We start from the raw sequence: 17,568 nt of genomic DNA on the forward strand, positions 1-17,568 counted from the left end.
TCCCGGCCGCGACTGTGCCGCCCGGCACAGATGCCGACAGCCCCGCATCCATCGGGATGCGGGGCTGTCGGAACGTCCCGGATGCGGTCAGCGGCGGTGCCGCCGCGACCGCGGTGGGAACAAGACTCAGGCGGTCTCGGTGATCGGACGATCCACCCAGCTCATCAGGTCGCGCAGCTTCTGGCCGGTGACCTCGATCGGGTGCTCGGCGTTCTCCTTGCGCAGGGTCTCGAGCTCGGTGTTGCCGTTCTCGACGTTGGCGACCAGACGCTTGACGAAGGTGCCGTCCTGGATGTCGCTCAGGATGTCGCGCATGCGCTGCTTGGTGTCGGCGTCGATCACGCGCGGGCCGGACAGGTAGCCGCCGAACTCAGCGGTGTCCGACACCGAGTAGTTCATGCGAGCGATGCCGCCCTCGTACATGAGGTCGACGATCAGCTTCAGCTCGTGCAGGCACTCGAAGTAGGCCATCTCCGGCGCGTAGCCGGCCTCGATCAGCACCTCGAAACCGGTCTTGACCAGTTCCTCGGTACCGCCGCAGAGCACGGCCTGCTCGCCGAAGAGGTCGGTCTCGGTCTCTTCCTTGAAGTCGGTCTTGATGACGCCCGCGCGGGTGCCGCCGATGCCCTTGGCGTAGCTGAGCGCCAGCGCCTGGCCCTCGCCCTTCGGGTCCTGGTGGACGGCGATGAGCGCCGGGACGCCCTTGCCGTCGACGAACTGACGACGGACCAGGTGGCCCGGGCCCTTCGGCGCGACCATGGCGATGGTGACGTTGGCCGGCGGCTTGATCAGACCGAAGTGGATGTTGAGACCGTGGCCGAAGAACAGCGCGTCGCCGTCCTTCAGGTTCGGCTCGATGTCCTCGGTGAAGATCTTGGCCTGGCTGGTGTCCGGTGCCAGCAGCATGATGACGTCGGCCCAGGCGGAAGCCTCGGCGGCGGTCATGACCTTGAGGCCCTGCTCCTCGGCCTTGGCGCGCGAGGCCGAGCCTTCGCGCAGACCGATGGCGACGTCCACGCCCGAGTCACGCAGCGACAGCGAGTGCGCGTGGCCCTGGCTGCCGTAGCCGATCACAGCGACCTTGCGGCCCTGGATCAGCGACAGGTCGGCATCGTCGTCGTAGAACATCTCGACAGCCACAGTGTTTTCCCTTCGATGTGCCCCGACCGGCGTCGGCGAGGCGTTGGTGTTGTTCGGTTAGGTATTGATTGTTCCGTCAGCGGTTAGCCGACATGCTCTTGGGTCCACGTCCGAGCGTGACGCCGCCCGATTGCGCGATCTCCCGAATACCGTACGGGTCGAGCATGCGCAGCAGCGCCTCGAGCTTGTCCGAGGTGCCGGTGGCCTCCACGGTCAACGACTCCGGCGACACGTCGATCACCTTGGCGCGGAACAGGTTCACCACGTCGACGATCTCGGAACGATTGGTCGAATCGGTCCGGACCTTGATGAGCATCAGTTCGCGAGAGACCGAGTTCTCCGGTTCTTGCTCGACGATCTTGATGACGTTGACCAGCTTGTTGAGCTGCTTGGTGACCTGTTCCAGGGGGAAGTCGTCCACCGAGACCATGATGGTCATCCGCGAGATGCCCTTCAGGTCGGTCGGGCCGACGGCCAGCGACTCGATGTTGAATCCGCGCCGGGAGAACAGGCCCGACACACGAGCCAGCACGCCCGGACGGTCTTCCACCAGGACGCTGAGGGTATGGGTGCTCACAGCGAGTCGTCCCCTTCCGGTGCCTGCTCGCGCGGACGCACCATGGTGTCGTGGATGTCGGCCGGGGTGTCGCCGGCCGACTCGTCGTCGTCGAACAGCGGCCGGATGTCCCGGGCCGCCATGATCTCGTCGTTGCCGCAGCCGGAGGCCACCATCGGCCAGACCTGTGCGTCCTTGCCGACGATGAAGTCGATCACGACCGGTCGGTCGTTGATCTCGCGCGCCTTGGCGATGGCCGGGGCGACGTCCTCTTCGCGGTCGACGCGGATGGCGACGCAGCCGAGCGCCTCGGAGAGCTTCACGAAGTCCGGGATCATCCGGGTGTGCGTGGCCAGGTCGGTGCTCGAGTAACGCTGGTCGTAGAACAGCGTCTGCCACTGCCGCACCATGCCGAGGTTGCCGTTGTTGATCAGGGCCACCTTGATGGGGATGCCCTCGATCGCGCAGGTGGCCAGCTCCTGATTGGTCATCTGGAAGCAGCCGTCGCCGTCGATGGCCCACACCTCGGTCTCCGGCGAGGCCGCCTTGGCGCCCATGGCGGCGGGGACCGAGTAGCCCATGGTGCCCAGGCCGCCCGAGTTGAGCCAGGTACGCGGCTTCTCGTACTTGACGAACTGCGCGGCCCACATCTGGTGCTGGCCGACGCCGGCGCAGTAGACCGCGTCGGGTCCGGCGGCCTTGCCCAGCTCGGAGATGACGAACTCCGGCGACAGCGAGCCGTCGGACTGCTTGTCGTAGCTGAGCGGGTAGGTGGAGCGGAGGTTACTGAGGTACGCCCACCACTGCGTCAGGTCGGTGCGGCGGCCACCGGTGGCCTCGTCGTTGCGCAGTGCCTCGATCAGATCGATGATCACGTTGCGCACGTCGCCGACGATGGGCACGTCGACCTCGCGGTTCTTGCCGATCTCGGCCGGGTCGATGTCCGCGTGGATCACCTTGGCGTTCGGCGCGAACGAGTCGAGCTGGCCGGTGACCCGGTCGTCGAAGCGTGCGCCCAGCGTGATGAGCAGGTCGCTGCGCTGCAGCGCGCCGACGGCGCCGACGGCACCGTGCATGCCGGGCATGCCCATGTGCAGGTCGTGGCTGTCGGGGAACGCGCCGCGCGCCATCAGCGTGGTGACCACCGGGATGCCGGTCAGCTCGGCCAGTTCGAGCAGTTCCGGCGCGGCCTCGGCCTTGATGACGCCGCCGCCGACGTACAGCACCGGCTGCTTGGCCTCGGCGATCAGGCGTGCGGCCTCGCGCACCTGCTTGCCGTGCGGCTTGGTCACCGGGCGGTAGCCGGGCAGGTCGAACTGCGGCGGCCACGAGAACGTGGTCTGCGCCTGCAGGATGTCCTTCGGGATGTCGACGAGGACCGCGCCGGGGCGGCCGCTCTCGGCGATGTAGAAGGCCTCGGCGATGATCCGCGGGATGTCCGCGGCGGCGCTGACCAGGAAGTTGTGCTTCGTGATCGGCATGGTGATGCCGGAGATGTCGGCTTCCTGGAAGGCGTCGGTACCGATCAGCGCGCGGCCGACCTGGCCGGTGATGGCCACCACCGGCACCGAGTCCATCTGGGCGTCGGCCAGCGGGGTCACCAGGTTGGTGGCGCCCGGACCGGACGTGGCCATCATGACGCCGGCCTTGCCCGCGACCTGCGCGTAGCCGGTCGCGGCATGGCCCGCGCCCTGCTCGTGGCGGACCAGGACGTGGCGCACCTTCTGCGAATCGAGCAGCGGGTCGTACACCGGGAGTACCGCACCACCGGGAATGCCGAAGACGATCTCGACACCGAGCTCTTCGAGCGTCCGCACGACGGACTGGGCGCCGGTGACCCGCTCGGGGGCGACGGTCACGCCCGAGCGCAGAGATTCGGTGGACGGCGACTGCGGCCGAGCCGCCCCGCGGGCTGTTGGAGTGCTCACTGCACGATCCTCATCCTGGTAGTCCTGACAAGAAAAAACCCCCGACAGCGAAGCTGTGCGAGGGGCGCGTCGATGAAATTCGAAAGGTCTCAAAAGTGACCGATCAGGCGTGGACGCGCCGACCGATTACTACGAGAAGATTCTTGTTCATCACCGTGCCACGGTAAGGCAGCGGCCGCAGCCACGTCAAATCCACCCGGCAGTGCCACAATGGCAGCGTGTCCGACTCTGCCGCCTCCCGCCCCGCCCCCCATTCGACCACCGGCGCCCCGCAGTCCGCGACCTTCGCGATCTCGCGGCTGGCCTACCTCACCGTCTTGGTGACATTGATCGTGGTGTTGATGATGATCGGCATCTCGCCCGCATGGTTCGGGTGGACCGTGCTCGTCCCGATCGTCCAGATCTGGTGGATCGCTCGCGTGCGCACCGAGGCCGACCGGAACGGACTGGAAGCCATGCGCCTGTTCGGCTCGACGAGAATCTCCTGGGACGACGTCGCCGGTCTGCGCTTTCCCAAGTGGTCGGCGGTCAAGGCGGTCCGGCCGGACGGCGGCACCGTGAGCCTGCCCGCGGTGACCTTCGCCGACCTGCCGGCGCTCTCGGCCATTTCCGGCGGTCGTGTCCCCGACCCGTACGCCGCCGCCCGCGAGGCCGCAACCGCGGAGCAGCTCGACGCCGACGACTCGTCCGAGACCGATCGCCCCGAACGTCCATGACCACGGCCAGTCTGCGCACACTCGAACAGGCCCTGCGCGACAAGCGCCTCCCCGAGGCTGCGGCCCTGCTGTCCTCGCTGGCTCCGCAGGAGGTGGCGGCGCTGCTGGAGCAGATGCCGCCCCAGCTGCGCACCATCGGTTTCCGCCTGCTGCCCAAGGACCAGGCGGTGGAGATCTTCGACGACTTCGACGCCGAGGTTCAGGTGGAGTTGATCGGCGAGCTCGGTTCGGCGCACGTCGCCGAGGCCTTCGACAATCTCGACCCGGAGGACCGGGCCGAGCTGCTCGACGAGCTCCCGGCCTCCGTCGCCAAGGAACTCGTGCGCACCCTGTCCCCCCAGGAGCGGGAACTGACCGCCGTGGTGCTCGGCTTCCCGCGCAGTTCCGTGGGTCGCCGCATGAGCCCGGAGTTCATTCACGCCTTCGCCGACGACACCGCCGACGAGGTGCTCGACCGGGTGCGGGCCCGCGGCCACCAGGTGTCCTCGATCTACATCGTCCCGGTGGTCGATCGTTCCCGACGACTGCTCGGCGTGGTGAGCCTGCGCGACCTGCTGCTGGCCGAACCCGAGGAAGCGGTCGGGCCGATCGCCAAGACCCCGATCTTCGCGCACGCCCTCGACGACGCCGAGACCACCGCCGACCGCTGCGTGGACCGGGGCATCTCGGCCATGCCGGTGGTCGACGCCGAGGACCGTCTGGTGGGCGTGCTGACCCTCGACGACGCGATCGAGATCGTCGACGCCGCCCGCGACGAGGACGAGGCCCGCGCCGGCGCCCGCGAACCACTGCGCGAGTCGTACCTGCTGGCGTCGGTGTTCGCCATCACCCGCTCGCGGGTGGTGTGGCTGTTCGTGTTGGCCGTGTCGGCGATCCTGACCGTCAACGTGCTCGAGTTCTTCGAGGGCACCCTGGAGCAACGCGTCGCCCTGGCCCTGTTCATCCCGCTGTTGACCGGGATCGGCGGCAACACCGGGTCGCAGGCGGCCACCACGGTCACGCGCGCGCTGGCCACCGGCGAGGTGGCCCCGCGCGACGTCGGACGGGTGGCCGGCAAGGAGATCCGGGTCGGATTCACCATGGGTGCGGCGCTGGGTCTGGCCGGCTTCGGCGTGGCCGCGGCCGTCTACGGCCTCGACATCGGCACCGTGATCGGGCTGACGATCTTGTCGGTGTGCACCATGGCCGCCACCGTCGGTGGCCTGATGCCGTTGCTGGCCAAGACCGTCCGCGTGGACCCGGCGGTGTTCTCCACCCCGTTCATCTCCACCTTCTGCGATGCCACCGGCCTGATCATCTACTTCATGATCGCCAAGACGGTCCTCGGGATCTAACGCCGGACTTCCTCGCCTCGGGCGCCTGCACTCGCGCCAGCGCGCCGGGTGCAGGCGGCTTCGCCTCGCGGCGGACGCGTAAACTCCTCTGATGGGTCGATGAGTCGACTCCAGCCCCGTCAATCCTGCTACGAACGAGGAAACATGCCCGCACTGCGGTCTCGCACCACCACTGTCGGCCGGGAGGCCGCCGGAGCACGCTCGCTGTGGCGAGCGACCGGAATGACCGACGACGACTTCGGCAAGCCGATCGTCGCGATCGCGAACTCGTACACCCAGTTCGTGCCCGGGCACGTGCACCTGAAGAACGTCGGCGACATCGTGGCCGAGGCGGTGCGCGAGGCCGGTGGCGTGCCGCGCGAGTTCCACACCATCGCCGTCGACGACGGTATCGCCATGGGTCACGGCGGCATGCTGTACTCGCTCCCCAGCCGGGAGATCATCGCCGACTCGGTGGAGTACATGGTGAACGCGCACACCGCCGACGCGCTGGTGTGCATCTCCAACTGCGACAAGATCACCCCGGGCATGCTCAACGCCGCGATGCGGCTGAACCTCCCGACCGTGTTCGTCTCCGGCGGTCCGATGGAGGCCGGTAAGGCCGTGGTGGTCGACGGCGTGGCCCAGGCCCCCACCGACCTCATCACCGCGATCTCGGCGTCGGCCAACGACGCGGTCGACGATGCGGGTCTGACCGAGGTGGAACTGTCCGCCTGCCCCACCTGCGGTTCCTGCTCGGGCATGTTCACCGCCAACTCGATGAACTGCCTCACCGAAGCCCTGGGCCTGTCGCTGCCGGGCAACGGTTCGACGCTGGCCACCCACGAGTACCGTCGTCGCCTGTTCCAGCGCGCCGGCACCACCGTGGTCGAGGCCGCCAAGCGCTGGTACGAGGACGACGATGCATCGGTGCTGCCCCGCAGTGTCGCGACCTCGACCGCGTTCGCCAACGCGATGGCGCTCGACGTGGCGATGGGCGGGTCCACCAACACGGTGCTGCACATTCTGGCCGCGGCCCAGGAAGGCGAGGTCGACTTCGACCTGGCCGACATCGACGCGATCAGCCGGAAGGTGCCGTGCCTGTCGAAGGTGTCGCCCAACTCCGACTACCACATGGAAGACGTGCACCGTGCCGGCGGCATCCCCGCCATCCTCGGTGAGCTGCGTCGCGCCGGACTGATCGACGATTCGGTCCCCACCGTCTACGCCCCCAGCCTGGGCGCCGCGCTCGACGACTGGGACATCCGCGGCGGCAAGGCCACCGACGACGCCGTCGACCTGTTCTACGCCGCGCCCGGCGGTGTGCGCACCACCGAGCCGTTCTCCACCGAGAACCGCTGGAGCTCGCTCGACACCGACGCCGAGGGCGGCTGCATCCGCGACCTGGCGAACGCCTACACGGTGGAGGGCGGCCTCTGCGTGCTGCAGGGCAACCTGGCCGAGAACGGCGCCGTGCTCAAGACCGCGGGCATCGACGAAGACCTGTTCCACTTCCAGGGCCCGGCCCGCGTGGTGGAGAGCCAGGAGGACGCCGTGCACGCGATCCTGTCCAAGCAGCTGCAGGCCGGTGAGGTGCTGGTGATCCGCTACGAGGGTCCCGCGGGCGGCCCCGGCATGCAGGAGATGCTGCACCCGACCGCCTTCATGAAGGGCACCGGCATGGGCAAGAAGTGCGGTCTGGTGACCGACGGCCGCTTCTCCGGCGGCTCCTCGGGCCTGGTGATCGGCCACGTCTCGCCCGAGGCGGCCGGCGGCGGCACCATCGGCTTGATCGAGGACGGCGACCAGATCCTGATCGACGTCGAGACCCGCGCCCTCAAGGTGCTGGTGGACGACCAGACCCTCGCCGACCGGCGCGCCAAGATGGAGGCCTCCGAGCGTCCCTGGCAGCCGAAGGACCGCGAGCGTCCGGTGACCCAGGCGCTGCGCGCCTACGCGAAGCTGGCCTCCTCCGCCGACAAGGGCGCCGTCCGCGTCGTCGACTGACACACCGCACAAACTCGGGCGGCGGGCACTCACGTGTCCGCCGCCCGAGTGCTTTCCGCTCCCGTTCGCGCCCCTCGCGCACCCTCGCGTCGCTCCCGTTCGACGCGAACGCACCCCGCGGGCGCGAACGCGTCCGACCGGCGCGAACGCGGGGGGCCGGGCGCACGCGCAGCGCGGGCGGGCACCCGCGATTCGAACCCTCCGCAGCCGATTACCGGCTCATCCCAATCGGGGGTGTAGGAGTTGGGGTCTGAAGCCGCCGGTCTCGAGCAGGCTTCGGGCGATGTAGTTGGTCAGGTTGCGGAACCCGAGTGCGGAGCCGCGCAGGTGTTCGAGCCGTCCGTTGAGCGCCTCGGTCGGCCCGTTGCTGGTGCCGGGTCGTTCGAAGTAGGCGAGCACGTCAGCGGCTCGCTTCTTCAGGGTCCGGCTCAGGGTGGTGAGCTCGGTGAGCACCTTGGGGACGCCGGCGCTGAGGTCGGTGATCAGCTTCTCCATGAGCTCGCGGCCACGTTGCCGGTCCTCGTGGCGATAGGCGGCGATCATGCGCTGGTAGACACCCCAGGTCGCCTCGACCTCGACGTGAGCGTCATCAACGAACAGCGCGCGTAGCCTGTCGCTCTGCTTGTCGGTGAGCAGGTCCGCGCCGGTGTGCAGCGTGCGCCGCGACTTGTAGAGCGGGTCGTCCCTGAACCCACGGTGCCCGTGGATCGCGAGTTGGACCCGGCGCCGGCACCTGTCGAGGGCGTCACCGGCCAGGCGCACGACGTGGAAGGGATCCATCACCGTGACCGCGTCCGGGATCTCCTCCGCAGCGGCGGTCTTGAACCCGGTGAAGCCGTCCATCGCGACCACCTCGACCGCGTCACGGAAGGCGTCGTCGCGGTCGGCGAGCCAGGTCTTGAACGCCGCCTTCGACCGGCCCTCGACCATGTCCAGCAGCCTTGCTGGGCCGGCGCCATCGCGGACCGGGGTGAGGTCGATGATCACGGTGACGTACTTGTCGCCACGCCTGGTGTGGCGCCAGACGTGCTCATCGACGCCAATGACCTTCACGCCCTCGAACCGCGTGGGGTCGTTGATCAGCAGCCGCTTGCCTTCAGCCAGGACCGCGTTGTTGGCGGTGTCCCACGCGACCCCGAGTCCCTCGGCGACACGGGCGACGGTGAGGTGTGCGACCACGATCCCTTCCAGCGCCCACCGCAGCCCGGTGCGCGAGAGCTTCGCGCGTGGCTCCGCAGCGGCGCTGGTGTCTTGGCGCCACACGTGTCCGCAGTCGGCACAGCGGTAGCGGCGCACTACAACTTCCAGCACGGTCGGTCGCCAGCCCAGCGGCTCGTGGGCCAACCGCCGGATCACGGTGTCACGAGCAGCGCCTTCGCTGCCGCACCGTCGGCACCACTGATCTGGTTCCACCACGCGGCACGCTAGGACCGCACGATCCGGTTCAAGTCGTTGTCCGGTCACGCTCAGACCGAGGCCGTCGAGTCGAGCGAAGGCGGTGAGGTCAGGGCGGCCGAAGCCGGCCGGCGGGGTTGTGTCGGTCACGTCGAGGTCTTTCGGATGGATGGCGTAGGAACCTCCGTCGTCGGGAGACCTCGACGTCTATCTGCGGACCGACGCGCCCGGCCGACCTACACCGGCATCTGAGAAGACCCCTGAAACGTCTTCGACGAAGACGGGACCGGCGAGGAGGAGGGCGCGGTGAGCTAAAAGAATGGAGCTTGCTCGGCTTCGACGCCGCCGCAAGCTCCGGTGAAACGGTCGGTACTAGTCGGTCGTCGTCGGTCACCACCGGATGGCGGCGTCCCCCACGCTCGGCGTTCGCGCAGGTCAGCGGCTCGTTCGCCCAGTGGGCGCATCAGGCGATAGACGCAAAGCCGACGTGATTAGGTCGTCGGTTCGATTCCGACAGGCGGCTCCGGCGAACAGCCCCTGACCTGCGGAAACGTAGGGCAGGGGCGGTTCGGTTCTGATGGTCGCGCGATGCGCTGGCCTCACCGCTCTGCCCGACACCCGACGTCGCTCTCCTCTGCGACGGACCCCTCGCCGGATGAACGCTCGGACATCCTGTCCGTGTGCCGATAGGCCTCGCACCGCTCGGCAACGCAGCGTGGCGCTGCGTCGCGACCTGGCGACGGCTCGGCGGGGCGCGATCGTCTCGTGCGTTGGCGGACTACGGAAGCTTGGACGCGAGGACGTCGGCCGCCAGGATCTCGGGTGCTGCGCCGAGGAGGTGCTGGTTGGCCATCAGGGCTGCGACGATGGCGCCGTTGGCGTGGGCGTCGCGAGCGGCCTCGTCGGGGAATGCATCGAAGATCCAGAAGGTGTCGGCGTGGGTCCTGACCGCGAACCAGACAATCGTTCCTACTTCTTCGTTGGCGAGCGCGACAGCGCCGGCGAGCAGATCGGCGAGCGCGTCGTGCTGTCCATCGGCCGCGACGATCTTGGCGACGAAGGCATACGGAAGTGATGCGGGTGTGGACATGAGGGGTTCTCCTAGGTGTCGAGGTTTCTTGGTGAAGCGAGTTCAGCGTATGACGAGCAAGGGCATGTGAGAAGTGGCGTATACGGCAGTATTGCTATTGTTTGCGCCATGCGTATCGGACTGATCGCGATCGACGGCTGCTTCGGTTCGGCTGTCGCGTCGATCATCGACATCGTGCGGGTGGCCGACGGAGCCCGCAGCGATGTCGACCCGCGGATCGACGCGATCGAACTCGCCATCCTCGGACCGAAACGGCGAGTGACCACGACGGCATCGATGACCCTGTCGGTGGACCACCCGCTGTCGGAGTCCGGAGAGTTCGACGTGGTCGTCGTCCCTGCGCTTGGAACCCTCACGGCCGCCGCGACCCACGACGCCCTCCAGAGCCGAGATGCTCGTTCGGTCATCGCCTCGCTCGGGCGCCTCGACGAGGCGACCACCCGGATCGCCGCGGCGTGCACCGGCGTGTTCGCTGTCGCCGAGACCGGACGGATGCATCATCGGCGGGCGACGACCAGTTGGTTCCTGGGGCCGGAGTTCCTGAAGCGCTATCCGACCGTCGCCCTCGATCTCGACACCATGGTCGTGGTCGACGGGAACCTCGTCACCGCCGGCGCCGCGTTCGCCCACATCGACCTCGCGCTCTCACTCGTGCGATCGATCAGCCCCGACCTGGCCCAACATGTCGCCAAGCTCCTCATCATAGACGAGCGTCCGTCGCAGGCGGCCTTCGTCGCCTACGAACATCTCCGGCACGAGGACCCGATCGTCGTCGAGTTCGAACGCTTCGTGCGCGCCCGCCTGGACGAGCCGTTCAGCGTCGCCTTCGTCGCGCAGTCGCTCGGCACCAGCCGGCGCACCCTCGAACGACGAGTCCGTGCGGCGCTCAACCTCACTCCGCTCGGCTTCGTCCAACGGCTTCGCATCGAACGAGCTCGGCACCTCTCAGCAACCACGGACCTCACCTCCGCCGAGATCGCGCTACGGGTCGGCTACGCGAACGCCGAGACTCTGCGCTCCCTCCTGCGCAGGGAGCGACGCCGTTCCTGACCTATCGCCATGCCTGTAGCCAGTGTCCTAGCGCTCGGTTGGAACCACCTCTCAGCACGTCGCGTCGACGCTCCTGCGTCGCCCCTGGACGACCCACTCGACACGCCCGCAGCACAGGCCGTGTGACGTGCCCCAGCTTCCCGGACGGTCGGGGTTGGGTGGCTGTGATGTCGCTGCGTTCTCGTCGAGGGGGTCAGCAGACCCGATCAGGGTCGATTGGGATGAGCCGCGAAGGCGGTGAGGTCAGGGCGGCCGAAGCCGGCCGGCGGGGTTGTGTCGGTCACGTCGAGGTCTTTCGGATGGATGGCGTAGGAACCTCCATCGTCGGGAGACCTCGACGTCTATCTGCGGACCGACGCGCCCGACCGACCTACACCCTCATCTGGGAAGAGCCCGATTACCCTCACGCGCGACGGCACCCTCCCCGCCGATCGGCGAGGACCAGTGAGAATCGAGGGCGCCCGCCCGCGCGGACCCTCAAGCCGGGGCACACCCACACGCGCAGCGCGGGCGGGCACCCGCGATTCGAACCCTCCGCAGCCGATTACCTTGACGCGCGAGGGGACCCTCCTCGCCGATCGGCGAGGACTAGTGAGAATCGTGGGTGCCCGCCCGCGCGGACACGACGAAGAGAAGAAGCAGCTCAGGCCCCGACGAGGAGCGGGTTGGACCCATTGAACACAACCCACACGGCCACCGCCGCGGCGATCGCGATGATGAGCCACGCGGCCGAGCCCCATGCGGGTCGACGCGACCAGCCCCATTGGCGGTCGAACGAGTAGGTGCCCGGCCCGCACAGGATGAGGGCGACGGCCGCGGCCGCGAGCACCAGCTCGTACTCGATGCCTCCGCCGCCCTGGGCGGTGAAGAACCACACGCCGCCGGCGAGCGTCATCTTGTAGGCGCCGGCCACCAGGATCACCCCGAGCACGGCGGACCCGGCGATCGGCGTGATCAGGCCGAGGATCAGGAACGCGCCGCCGATGGTCTCGGTGAGCCCGCCCAGCAGGGCGAGGGTGCGGGTGACGTCGGGGTCGAAGCCCAGGTTCGGGTCCGCTCCGGGCGCGGTGTTGGCGAGGAACGCGGCGAAGCCGTCGATCCCGAAACCGTCGAGCCAGGTCCAGGTGGTGAGCTTCTGCAGCCCGTGCATCACGAACACGATGCCGACCACGACGCGGAGAATCAGCAGACCCAGGTCGGCGGTGCCGCGACCGACCGGTTCCACGTCGGCCTCGTCGTCGCGGTCGCGACCGGGCTCGTCGACCGGTTCCACCGGCGCGGCCGCGTAGGCGGTACCCGCTTCGGGCACCGGCGGCTCGTCCTCCCAGTCCAGGCGCGCGGTGGGCTGCGGCTCGATGTACGGCAGCGGATCCTCGGTGAGGTGCTCGGCGGCCCGCCGCTTCTGGGCGGACGCCGCCTCGTCGGCGGTCTCGTCGTCGACGTCGACGAAGGGCTCGGTCACCACGGTGTCCGAGTCGCTGCGCACGTCGGTGCGGGTGGCACCCGACCGCACCGCGGGGGTCTCGGTGGTCTCGTCGTCGTCCGGCTGCTGAATCTGCACCGTCGGCAGTGCGTCGTCGTCGGAGGTGTTGATGACGGTGGTCGCGGGCACGTCGTCGTCGATGTCGTTGACAACGGCGGGCGCAGGGGTGCGCGCATGCTTGTCGTAGAAGGAATCCCGGTCTGGCTGCGGTCGCCGCGCCGGTCGGGCGTCGTCTGAACTACTCACACCCTCGAGGGTAGGTGCGCCCGCGCGCGCACCGGGGGATCGCCACCCGACGATTTGGTAACGATCGCATAGTGTTGGGGCATGCCTTTGCCGATCCCGGGAATCGCCTCCCGTCGTGCGCTCGCGGCCACCGCTGTGGCCGCGATCACCGTGCTGTCGGCGGCGGGCTGCGCGGACTTCAGCGAGCAGGAGCGCTCCGCCGAGGCGGGGAGCTTCACGACGGTGCCCGACGGCGCCGCGGGCCCCAAGCCGCCGCCTCCTCCACCACCGCCCACCGAAGAGGACCGACCGGTGCCCAGCGGCCCGTGCGTCGATCCCAATCCGGCGGTGATCGCCACCTGCCTGGGCACCACGAGCGGTGTCCGTCCAGCGGATCCAGAGGGCAAGTCCACCTACGTGGCCGAGCGCACCACCGGCAAGATCATCATCTCGCAGCGGTACGGTCCGCAGCGCACGGTGGCGACGGTGCCGGTCGACGCCGCCGGGGACGGTGGGCTGATCGATTTCGAACTGTCCCCCACCTACCTGCAGGATCAGATGATCTACGCGCTGATCAGCACCGGCTCGGACAATCGGGTGGTCCGCATCGCCTCGGGCAGTTCGGTCAAGCCGATCCTGACCGGCATCCCCAAGGGCGCCACCGGGAACATGGGGTCGATCAGCTTCGTGTCCCCCACCGAACTGCGGGTGGCCACCGGCAACGCCGGCAACGCGGCCGCTGCCGCCGACCCGGGGTCCCTGGCCGGCAAGCTGTTCACCATCGACCCGAACCTCACCGAGCCGCGACCCAAGATCATCGCCTCGGGATTCGGAGCCAACGTCGCGCTGTGCCCCGACCCCGAGAGCGGCAACCTCTTCGTCGCCGACAGCGGACCGGCCGGCGACCGGCTGCAGCAGGTGGAGGCCGGCGGGCTGCGGAGCCTGTGGACCTGGGCCGACCGGCCGGGGATCACCGGCTGCGCCGTGTCCGGCGGCGTGATCTCGGTGTCGATGGCCAAAGCCTTCCGCATCGATTCGCTGGCCGCGCCCTCCAATGCGAACCCCGCGGTGGGCAACCCGCAGCAGGGCGACGTCAAGGAGCAGTACGGCGCCGTGGGCCGGATGACCTCGTTCGGCGCGGCGATGCAGATCGCCACCGTCAACAAGTCGGTGCCGGGGGCTCCGCCCACCACCACCAACGATCGGGTGGCGATCTACACCGGTGGCGCGTCCTCCGCCGACGACAACACCTGACGCAGACAACGCCTGGAGCGCCGACGCGAACGGCCCGGCACCACCCGGAAGCGGGTGGTGCCGGGCCGTCGGCTGTTCGGGCCTACTGGCAGGCGGCCAGCACCAGTTCCTTGACGCGGGCCGGGTCGGCCTGACCGCGGGTCGCCTTCATCACGTCACCGACGATCTTGCCCGCGGCCTGCACCTTGCCGCTGCGGATCTTGTCGGCGATGTCGGGGTTGGCGGCCAGGGCGTCGTCGACGGCCTTCTGCAGCGCCGAATCGTCGCGCACCACTTCCAGGCCGCGGTCGGCGACGATCTGGGCGGGCTCGCCCTCGCCGTCGAGCACGGCGACGACCACCTGCTGGGCCAGCTTGTTGGTGAGCTTGCCCTCGTCCACCAACCCGATCACCTCGGCCACCTGGCCGGGGGTGATGGCCAGGCCGTCGAGTTCGACGCCGCGGGTGTTGGCCTGCTGCGCCAGGAACGACACCCACCAGCTGCGGGCGGCGTCCGGGCTGGCACCGGCCTCGGCCGTCGCGATGATCAGTTCCACGGCGCCGACGTTCACCAGGTCGCGCATCACTTCGTCGGACACGCCCCAGTCGGCCTGGATCCGGGCCCGGCGCACCCACGGCAGCTCCGGCAGGGTGCCGCGCAGTTCGTCCACCCAGGCGGGCTCGGCGATCACCGGCGGCATGTCCGGCTCCGGGAAGTACCGGTAGTCCTCGGCCGTCTCCTTGCGGCGGCCGGCCGACGTGCTGCCGTCGGCCTCGTGGAAGTGACGCGTTTCCTGGATCACTTCGCCGCCGGAGGTCAGGAGCGCGGCCTGCCGACGGATCTCGTAGGTCACCGACGCTTCGACGCTCTTGAGCGAGTTCACGTTCTTGGTCTCGGTGCGCGTGCCGAACTCGGTGGCGTCCTTGGCCATCAGCGACAGGTTGACGTCGCAGCGCATCGAACCCTGGTCCATGCGGACGTCGGAGACCTCCAGGGCGCGCAGCAGATCACGCAGGGCGGTCACGTAGGCGCGGGCCACCTCGGGGGCGCGTTCCCCTGCGCCGACGATGGGCTTGGAGACGATCTCCACCAGCGGCACCCCGGCGCGGTTGTAATCCAGCAGCGAGTGGCTGGCCCCGTGGATGCGGCCGGTGCTGCCGCCGACGTGCAGCGACTTACCGGTGTCCTCCTCCATGTGCGCGCGTTCGATTTCCACCCGCCAGGTGGTGCCGTCGTCGAGGATCACGTCGAGGTGGCCCTCATAGGCGATGGGCTCGTCGTACTGGCTGATCTGGTAGTTCTTCGGCTGGTCCGGGTAGAAGTAGTTCTTCCGCGCGAACACGCTCGACCTGCGAATCGAGCAGTTCAGCGCCAGACCGATCCGCACGGCCGACTCGATGGCCTTGCTGTTGGCCACCGGCAGCGAGCCCGGCAGGCCCAGGCACGCCGGGCACACCTGGGTGTTGGGGTCGCCGCCGAAGGTGGTCGGGCAGCCGCAGAACATCTTGGATGCGGTGCCGAGTTCGACGTGCACCTCCATGCCCATCACGGGATCGAATCGCTGGAGAGCCTCGTCGAAATCCATCAGGTCGTCGGTAGCCACACTCATGCCGACCATCGTATCTGGGGCCCGATGCAGGCTGTCCCCCGCCAGCCCCCGCGGGCGGTGGTCAGTGGGTCGACGACGCCCGACGGCCCGCCCGCCCCTGCGCGGAGGCGATGCCCAGCCAGGTGTGCCGGTTTCCGGCCCAGCACCAGCCCACCTTCGGCGCGCCCTTGCGCGCCCGGCCGTCGCGTCCGGTGCCGCCGGAGATCCACACCGCGGGGGTGCGGGCGTCGAGCCTGCCGTCGGCCTTGCGCAGCCGGGAGCCGATCGCCATGTAGCAGTGGTTGGGTGCCACCACCCGCGGCGTCTGCAGCGCCCAGGTGATCGCCTCGTGCAGCAGCAGCGGGGTGCGCCCGGCCGCGTGGATCTCCGGCAGCGCCTCGTCGGGCGACCAGTTCGCGTAGCCGTCGCCGCGATCGGGGGCGGTCACCGTGTACAGCGGTCCGTCCGGCACCGCGATCTCCGGCAGCGGACCGAACCGGTCGACGTCGCTCATGTCGACCACGACGAAGCCCTCCTTGGCCTCGGCCGCGTCGTGACCGGGCAGCCGCATGAGCGGTGCCAATTCCGACGGCGGCACCCGCGCGGGATCCACGACGAGCAGCCGCTCGACACCGTCATCGCAGGTCAGGGCCTCCGCGTGGGCGAGAAAGTCGGCGGCGGAGAGCCCGGACAGCTCGGCGACACCGAGGTCGACGAGCCGCCGCGCCTGCTCGGCGACCGACGGCAGCGCGGGCTGCTCGGCCATGTCAGCCGAACAGGGCGCGGGCGCCGCGGTAGAAGTCCAGCGGCACCGACTTGGTGTGCCCGACGGCGTCGGTGAACGGCACCCGTTCGATCTGGGTGCCGCGCAGCGCCACCATCTGCCCCCAGTCGCCGTCGGCGAGGACATCGCTGATGGCCTGCCCGAAGCGGGTGCCGAGCACCCGGTCGAAGGCCGTCGGCACGCCGCCGCGCTGGATGTAGCCGAGGGTGGTGGCGCGCGTCTGGATGCCGGTGCGTTCCTGAATCAGCGGCGCCAGGATCTCGCCGATGCCGCCCAGCCGCGGGCGGTCGAACTCGTCCAGGCCCTTGTCGGAGTAGGCGTCGTCCATCTCCGGCAGCGTGAAGCCCTCGGCCACCATCACCAGCGGGCCGCGACCGCGTTCGGCGGCCTCGGTGACCCACCGGCAGATCTGGTCGAGGGTCTCCGGCGCCTCCGGGATCAGCGTGACGTGCGCACCGGAGGCGACGCCCGCGTAGATCGCGATCCACCCGGCGTGCCGACCCATCACCTCGAGCACCATGCAGCGCTGGTGGGAGTCGCCGGTGGTGCGCAGCCGGTCCGCGGCGTCGGTGGCGATCTCCACCGCGGTGCTGAAACCGAAGGTGAAGTCGGTGGCCTCGAGGTCGTTGTCGATGGTCTTGGGGACGCCCACCATCGGGATGCCGTCCTCGTAGAGCCGGTTGGCCGCGGCCATGGTGCCGTCGCCGCCGATGGCGATCACGCCGTCGATCTCCAGCCGCTCGAGCACCTTCTTGATGTTCTCGGGACCGCCGTCGGGTTCGCTGTACGGACCGAAGCGACTGGTGCCGAGGATGGTGCCGCCGTTGCGCGAGATGCCGCGCACCGCCAGGCGGTTGAGCGGACGGATGTCGCCGTACACCAGGCCCCGGTAGCCGTCGCGGAAACCCACGAACTCCTGGCCGTGCACCGTGGTGCCCTGCAGCACCGTCCCGCGGATCACCGCGTTCAGGCCGGGGCAGTCACCGCCGGACGTGAGAATCCCGTATCGAGCCATCGTGCCTGATCTCCCATCGCTGCGACGCCCCACCGCGGGCGAACG

14 protein-coding genes are annotated in these 17,568 nt (G+C 69.2%); 5 read left to right on the forward strand and 9 right to left on the reverse strand.

Annotated features, from left to right (window positions below; genetic code table 11):
- Nucleotides 1–126: 126 nt before the first annotated feature.
- The 3 genes from ilvC to ACFFJD_RS04845 all read right to left on the reverse strand — a co-directional run bounded on the left by ilvC (nt 127) and on the right by ACFFJD_RS04845 (nt 3,624).
- Nucleotides 127–1,140: a ketol-acid reductoisomerase gene (gene ilvC, locus ACFFJD_RS04835; protein WP_512700350.1), complete on the reverse strand. Its 1,014-nt coding sequence runs from the start codon at nt 1,138–1,140 to the stop codon at nt 127–129.
- A 76-nt stretch (nt 1,141–1,216) separates the two neighbouring features.
- The gene (ilvN, locus tag ACFFJD_RS04840) at nt 1,217–1,717 is read right to left on the reverse strand and encodes an acetolactate synthase small subunit (RefSeq protein WP_382361738.1); all 501 of its coding nucleotides are present in this window, start codon (nt 1,715–1,717) and stop codon (nt 1,217–1,219) included.
- Nucleotides 1,714–3,624 (reverse strand): acetolactate synthase large subunit, encoded by a 1,911-nt coding sequence (locus ACFFJD_RS04845; protein WP_382361740.1) that lies wholly within the window; start codon nt 3,622–3,624, stop codon nt 1,714–1,716. The genes ilvN and ACFFJD_RS04845 overlap by 4 nt, the downstream gene beginning before the upstream one ends.
- A gap of 218 nt (nt 3,625–3,842) precedes the next feature.
- Between ACFFJD_RS04845 and ACFFJD_RS04850 the strand changes: the two genes are divergently transcribed.
- From ACFFJD_RS04850 to ilvD, 3 genes are all read left to right on the forward strand, one after another.
- On the forward strand, nt 3,843–4,340 hold the full coding sequence (locus tag ACFFJD_RS04850; RefSeq protein ID WP_382361742.1) for a PH domain-containing protein: 498 nt from the start codon (nt 3,843–3,845) through the stop codon (nt 4,338–4,340).
- Entirely contained in the window at nt 4,337–5,674 is a 1,338-nt protein-coding gene (gene mgtE / locus ACFFJD_RS04855; RefSeq protein ID WP_382361744.1) for a magnesium transporter, read from the forward strand. Before ACFFJD_RS04850 ends, mgtE begins: the two co-directional genes overlap by 4 nt.
- 144 nt (nt 5,675–5,818) lie before the next feature.
- Nucleotides 5,819–7,660 carry a dihydroxy-acid dehydratase gene (ilvD, locus tag ACFFJD_RS04860; protein WP_382361746.1) on the forward strand — a complete coding sequence of 614 codons (1,842 nt, stop codon included), beginning with the start codon at nt 5,819–5,821 and terminating at the stop codon, nt 7,658–7,660.
- A gap of 219 nt (nt 7,661–7,879) precedes the next feature.
- On the opposite strand, the gene ACFFJD_RS04865 is transcribed toward ilvD, so the two are convergent.
- Both ACFFJD_RS04865 and ACFFJD_RS04870 read right to left on the reverse strand, forming a co-directional pair.
- Nucleotides 7,880–9,205 carry an ISL3-like element ISPfr2 family transposase gene (locus ACFFJD_RS04865; RefSeq protein WP_068568956.1) on the reverse strand — a complete coding sequence of 442 codons (1,326 nt, stop codon included), beginning with the start codon at nt 9,203–9,205 and terminating at the stop codon, nt 7,880–7,882.
- A gap of 628 nt (nt 9,206–9,833) precedes the next feature.
- Nucleotides 9,834–10,145, reverse strand: coding sequence for a putative quinol monooxygenase (locus ACFFJD_RS04870; RefSeq protein WP_003941073.1), 312 nt, complete (start codon nt 10,143–10,145; stop codon nt 9,834–9,836).
- A 108-nt stretch (nt 10,146–10,253) separates the two neighbouring features.
- On the opposite strand from ACFFJD_RS04870, the gene ACFFJD_RS04875 reads away from it, so the two are divergent.
- A complete protein-coding gene (locus ACFFJD_RS04875) occupies nt 10,254–11,195 on the forward strand; it encodes a GlxA family transcriptional regulator (protein ID WP_382361748.1) in 942 nt (313 codons plus the stop codon).
- 643 nt (nt 11,196–11,838) lie between these two features.
- Here the strand turns inward: ACFFJD_RS04875 and ACFFJD_RS04880 are convergent.
- Nucleotides 11,839–12,924 carry a DoxX family membrane protein gene (locus tag ACFFJD_RS04880; RefSeq protein ID WP_382361750.1) on the reverse strand — a complete coding sequence of 362 codons (1,086 nt, stop codon included), beginning with the start codon at nt 12,922–12,924 and terminating at the stop codon, nt 11,839–11,841.
- Nucleotides 12,925–13,005: 81 nt separating this feature from the next.
- On the opposite strand from ACFFJD_RS04880, the gene ACFFJD_RS04885 reads away from it, so the two are divergent.
- A complete protein-coding gene (locus tag ACFFJD_RS04885) occupies nt 13,006–14,157 on the forward strand; it encodes a PQQ-dependent sugar dehydrogenase (protein WP_382361752.1) in 1,152 nt (383 codons plus the stop codon).
- An 82-nt stretch (nt 14,158–14,239) separates the two neighbouring features.
- Here ACFFJD_RS04885 and gatB read toward each other — a convergent pair whose 3' ends face one another.
- The 3 genes from gatB to ACFFJD_RS04900 form a co-directional block, all read right to left on the reverse strand.
- A complete protein-coding gene (gene gatB, locus ACFFJD_RS04890) occupies nt 14,240–15,745 on the reverse strand; it encodes an Asp-tRNA(Asn)/Glu-tRNA(Gln) amidotransferase subunit GatB (protein WP_382361754.1) in 1,506 nt (501 codons plus the stop codon).
- Nucleotides 15,746–15,806: 61 nt separating this feature from the next.
- Entirely contained in the window at nt 15,807–16,490 is a 684-nt protein-coding gene (locus ACFFJD_RS04895) for a DUF5701 family protein (protein ID WP_382361755.1), read from the reverse strand.
- A 1-nt stretch (nt 16,491) separates the two neighbouring features.
- Entirely contained in the window at nt 16,492–17,523 is a 1,032-nt protein-coding gene (locus tag ACFFJD_RS04900) for an ATP-dependent 6-phosphofructokinase (protein WP_382361757.1), read from the reverse strand.
- Nucleotides 17,524–17,568: the final 45 nt, after the last annotated feature.

The sequence above is a fragment of the Gordonia phosphorivorans genome (assembly GCF_042432625.1).
GTDB lineage: Bacteria > Actinomycetota > Actinomycetes > Mycobacteriales > Mycobacteriaceae > Gordonia > Gordonia phosphorivorans.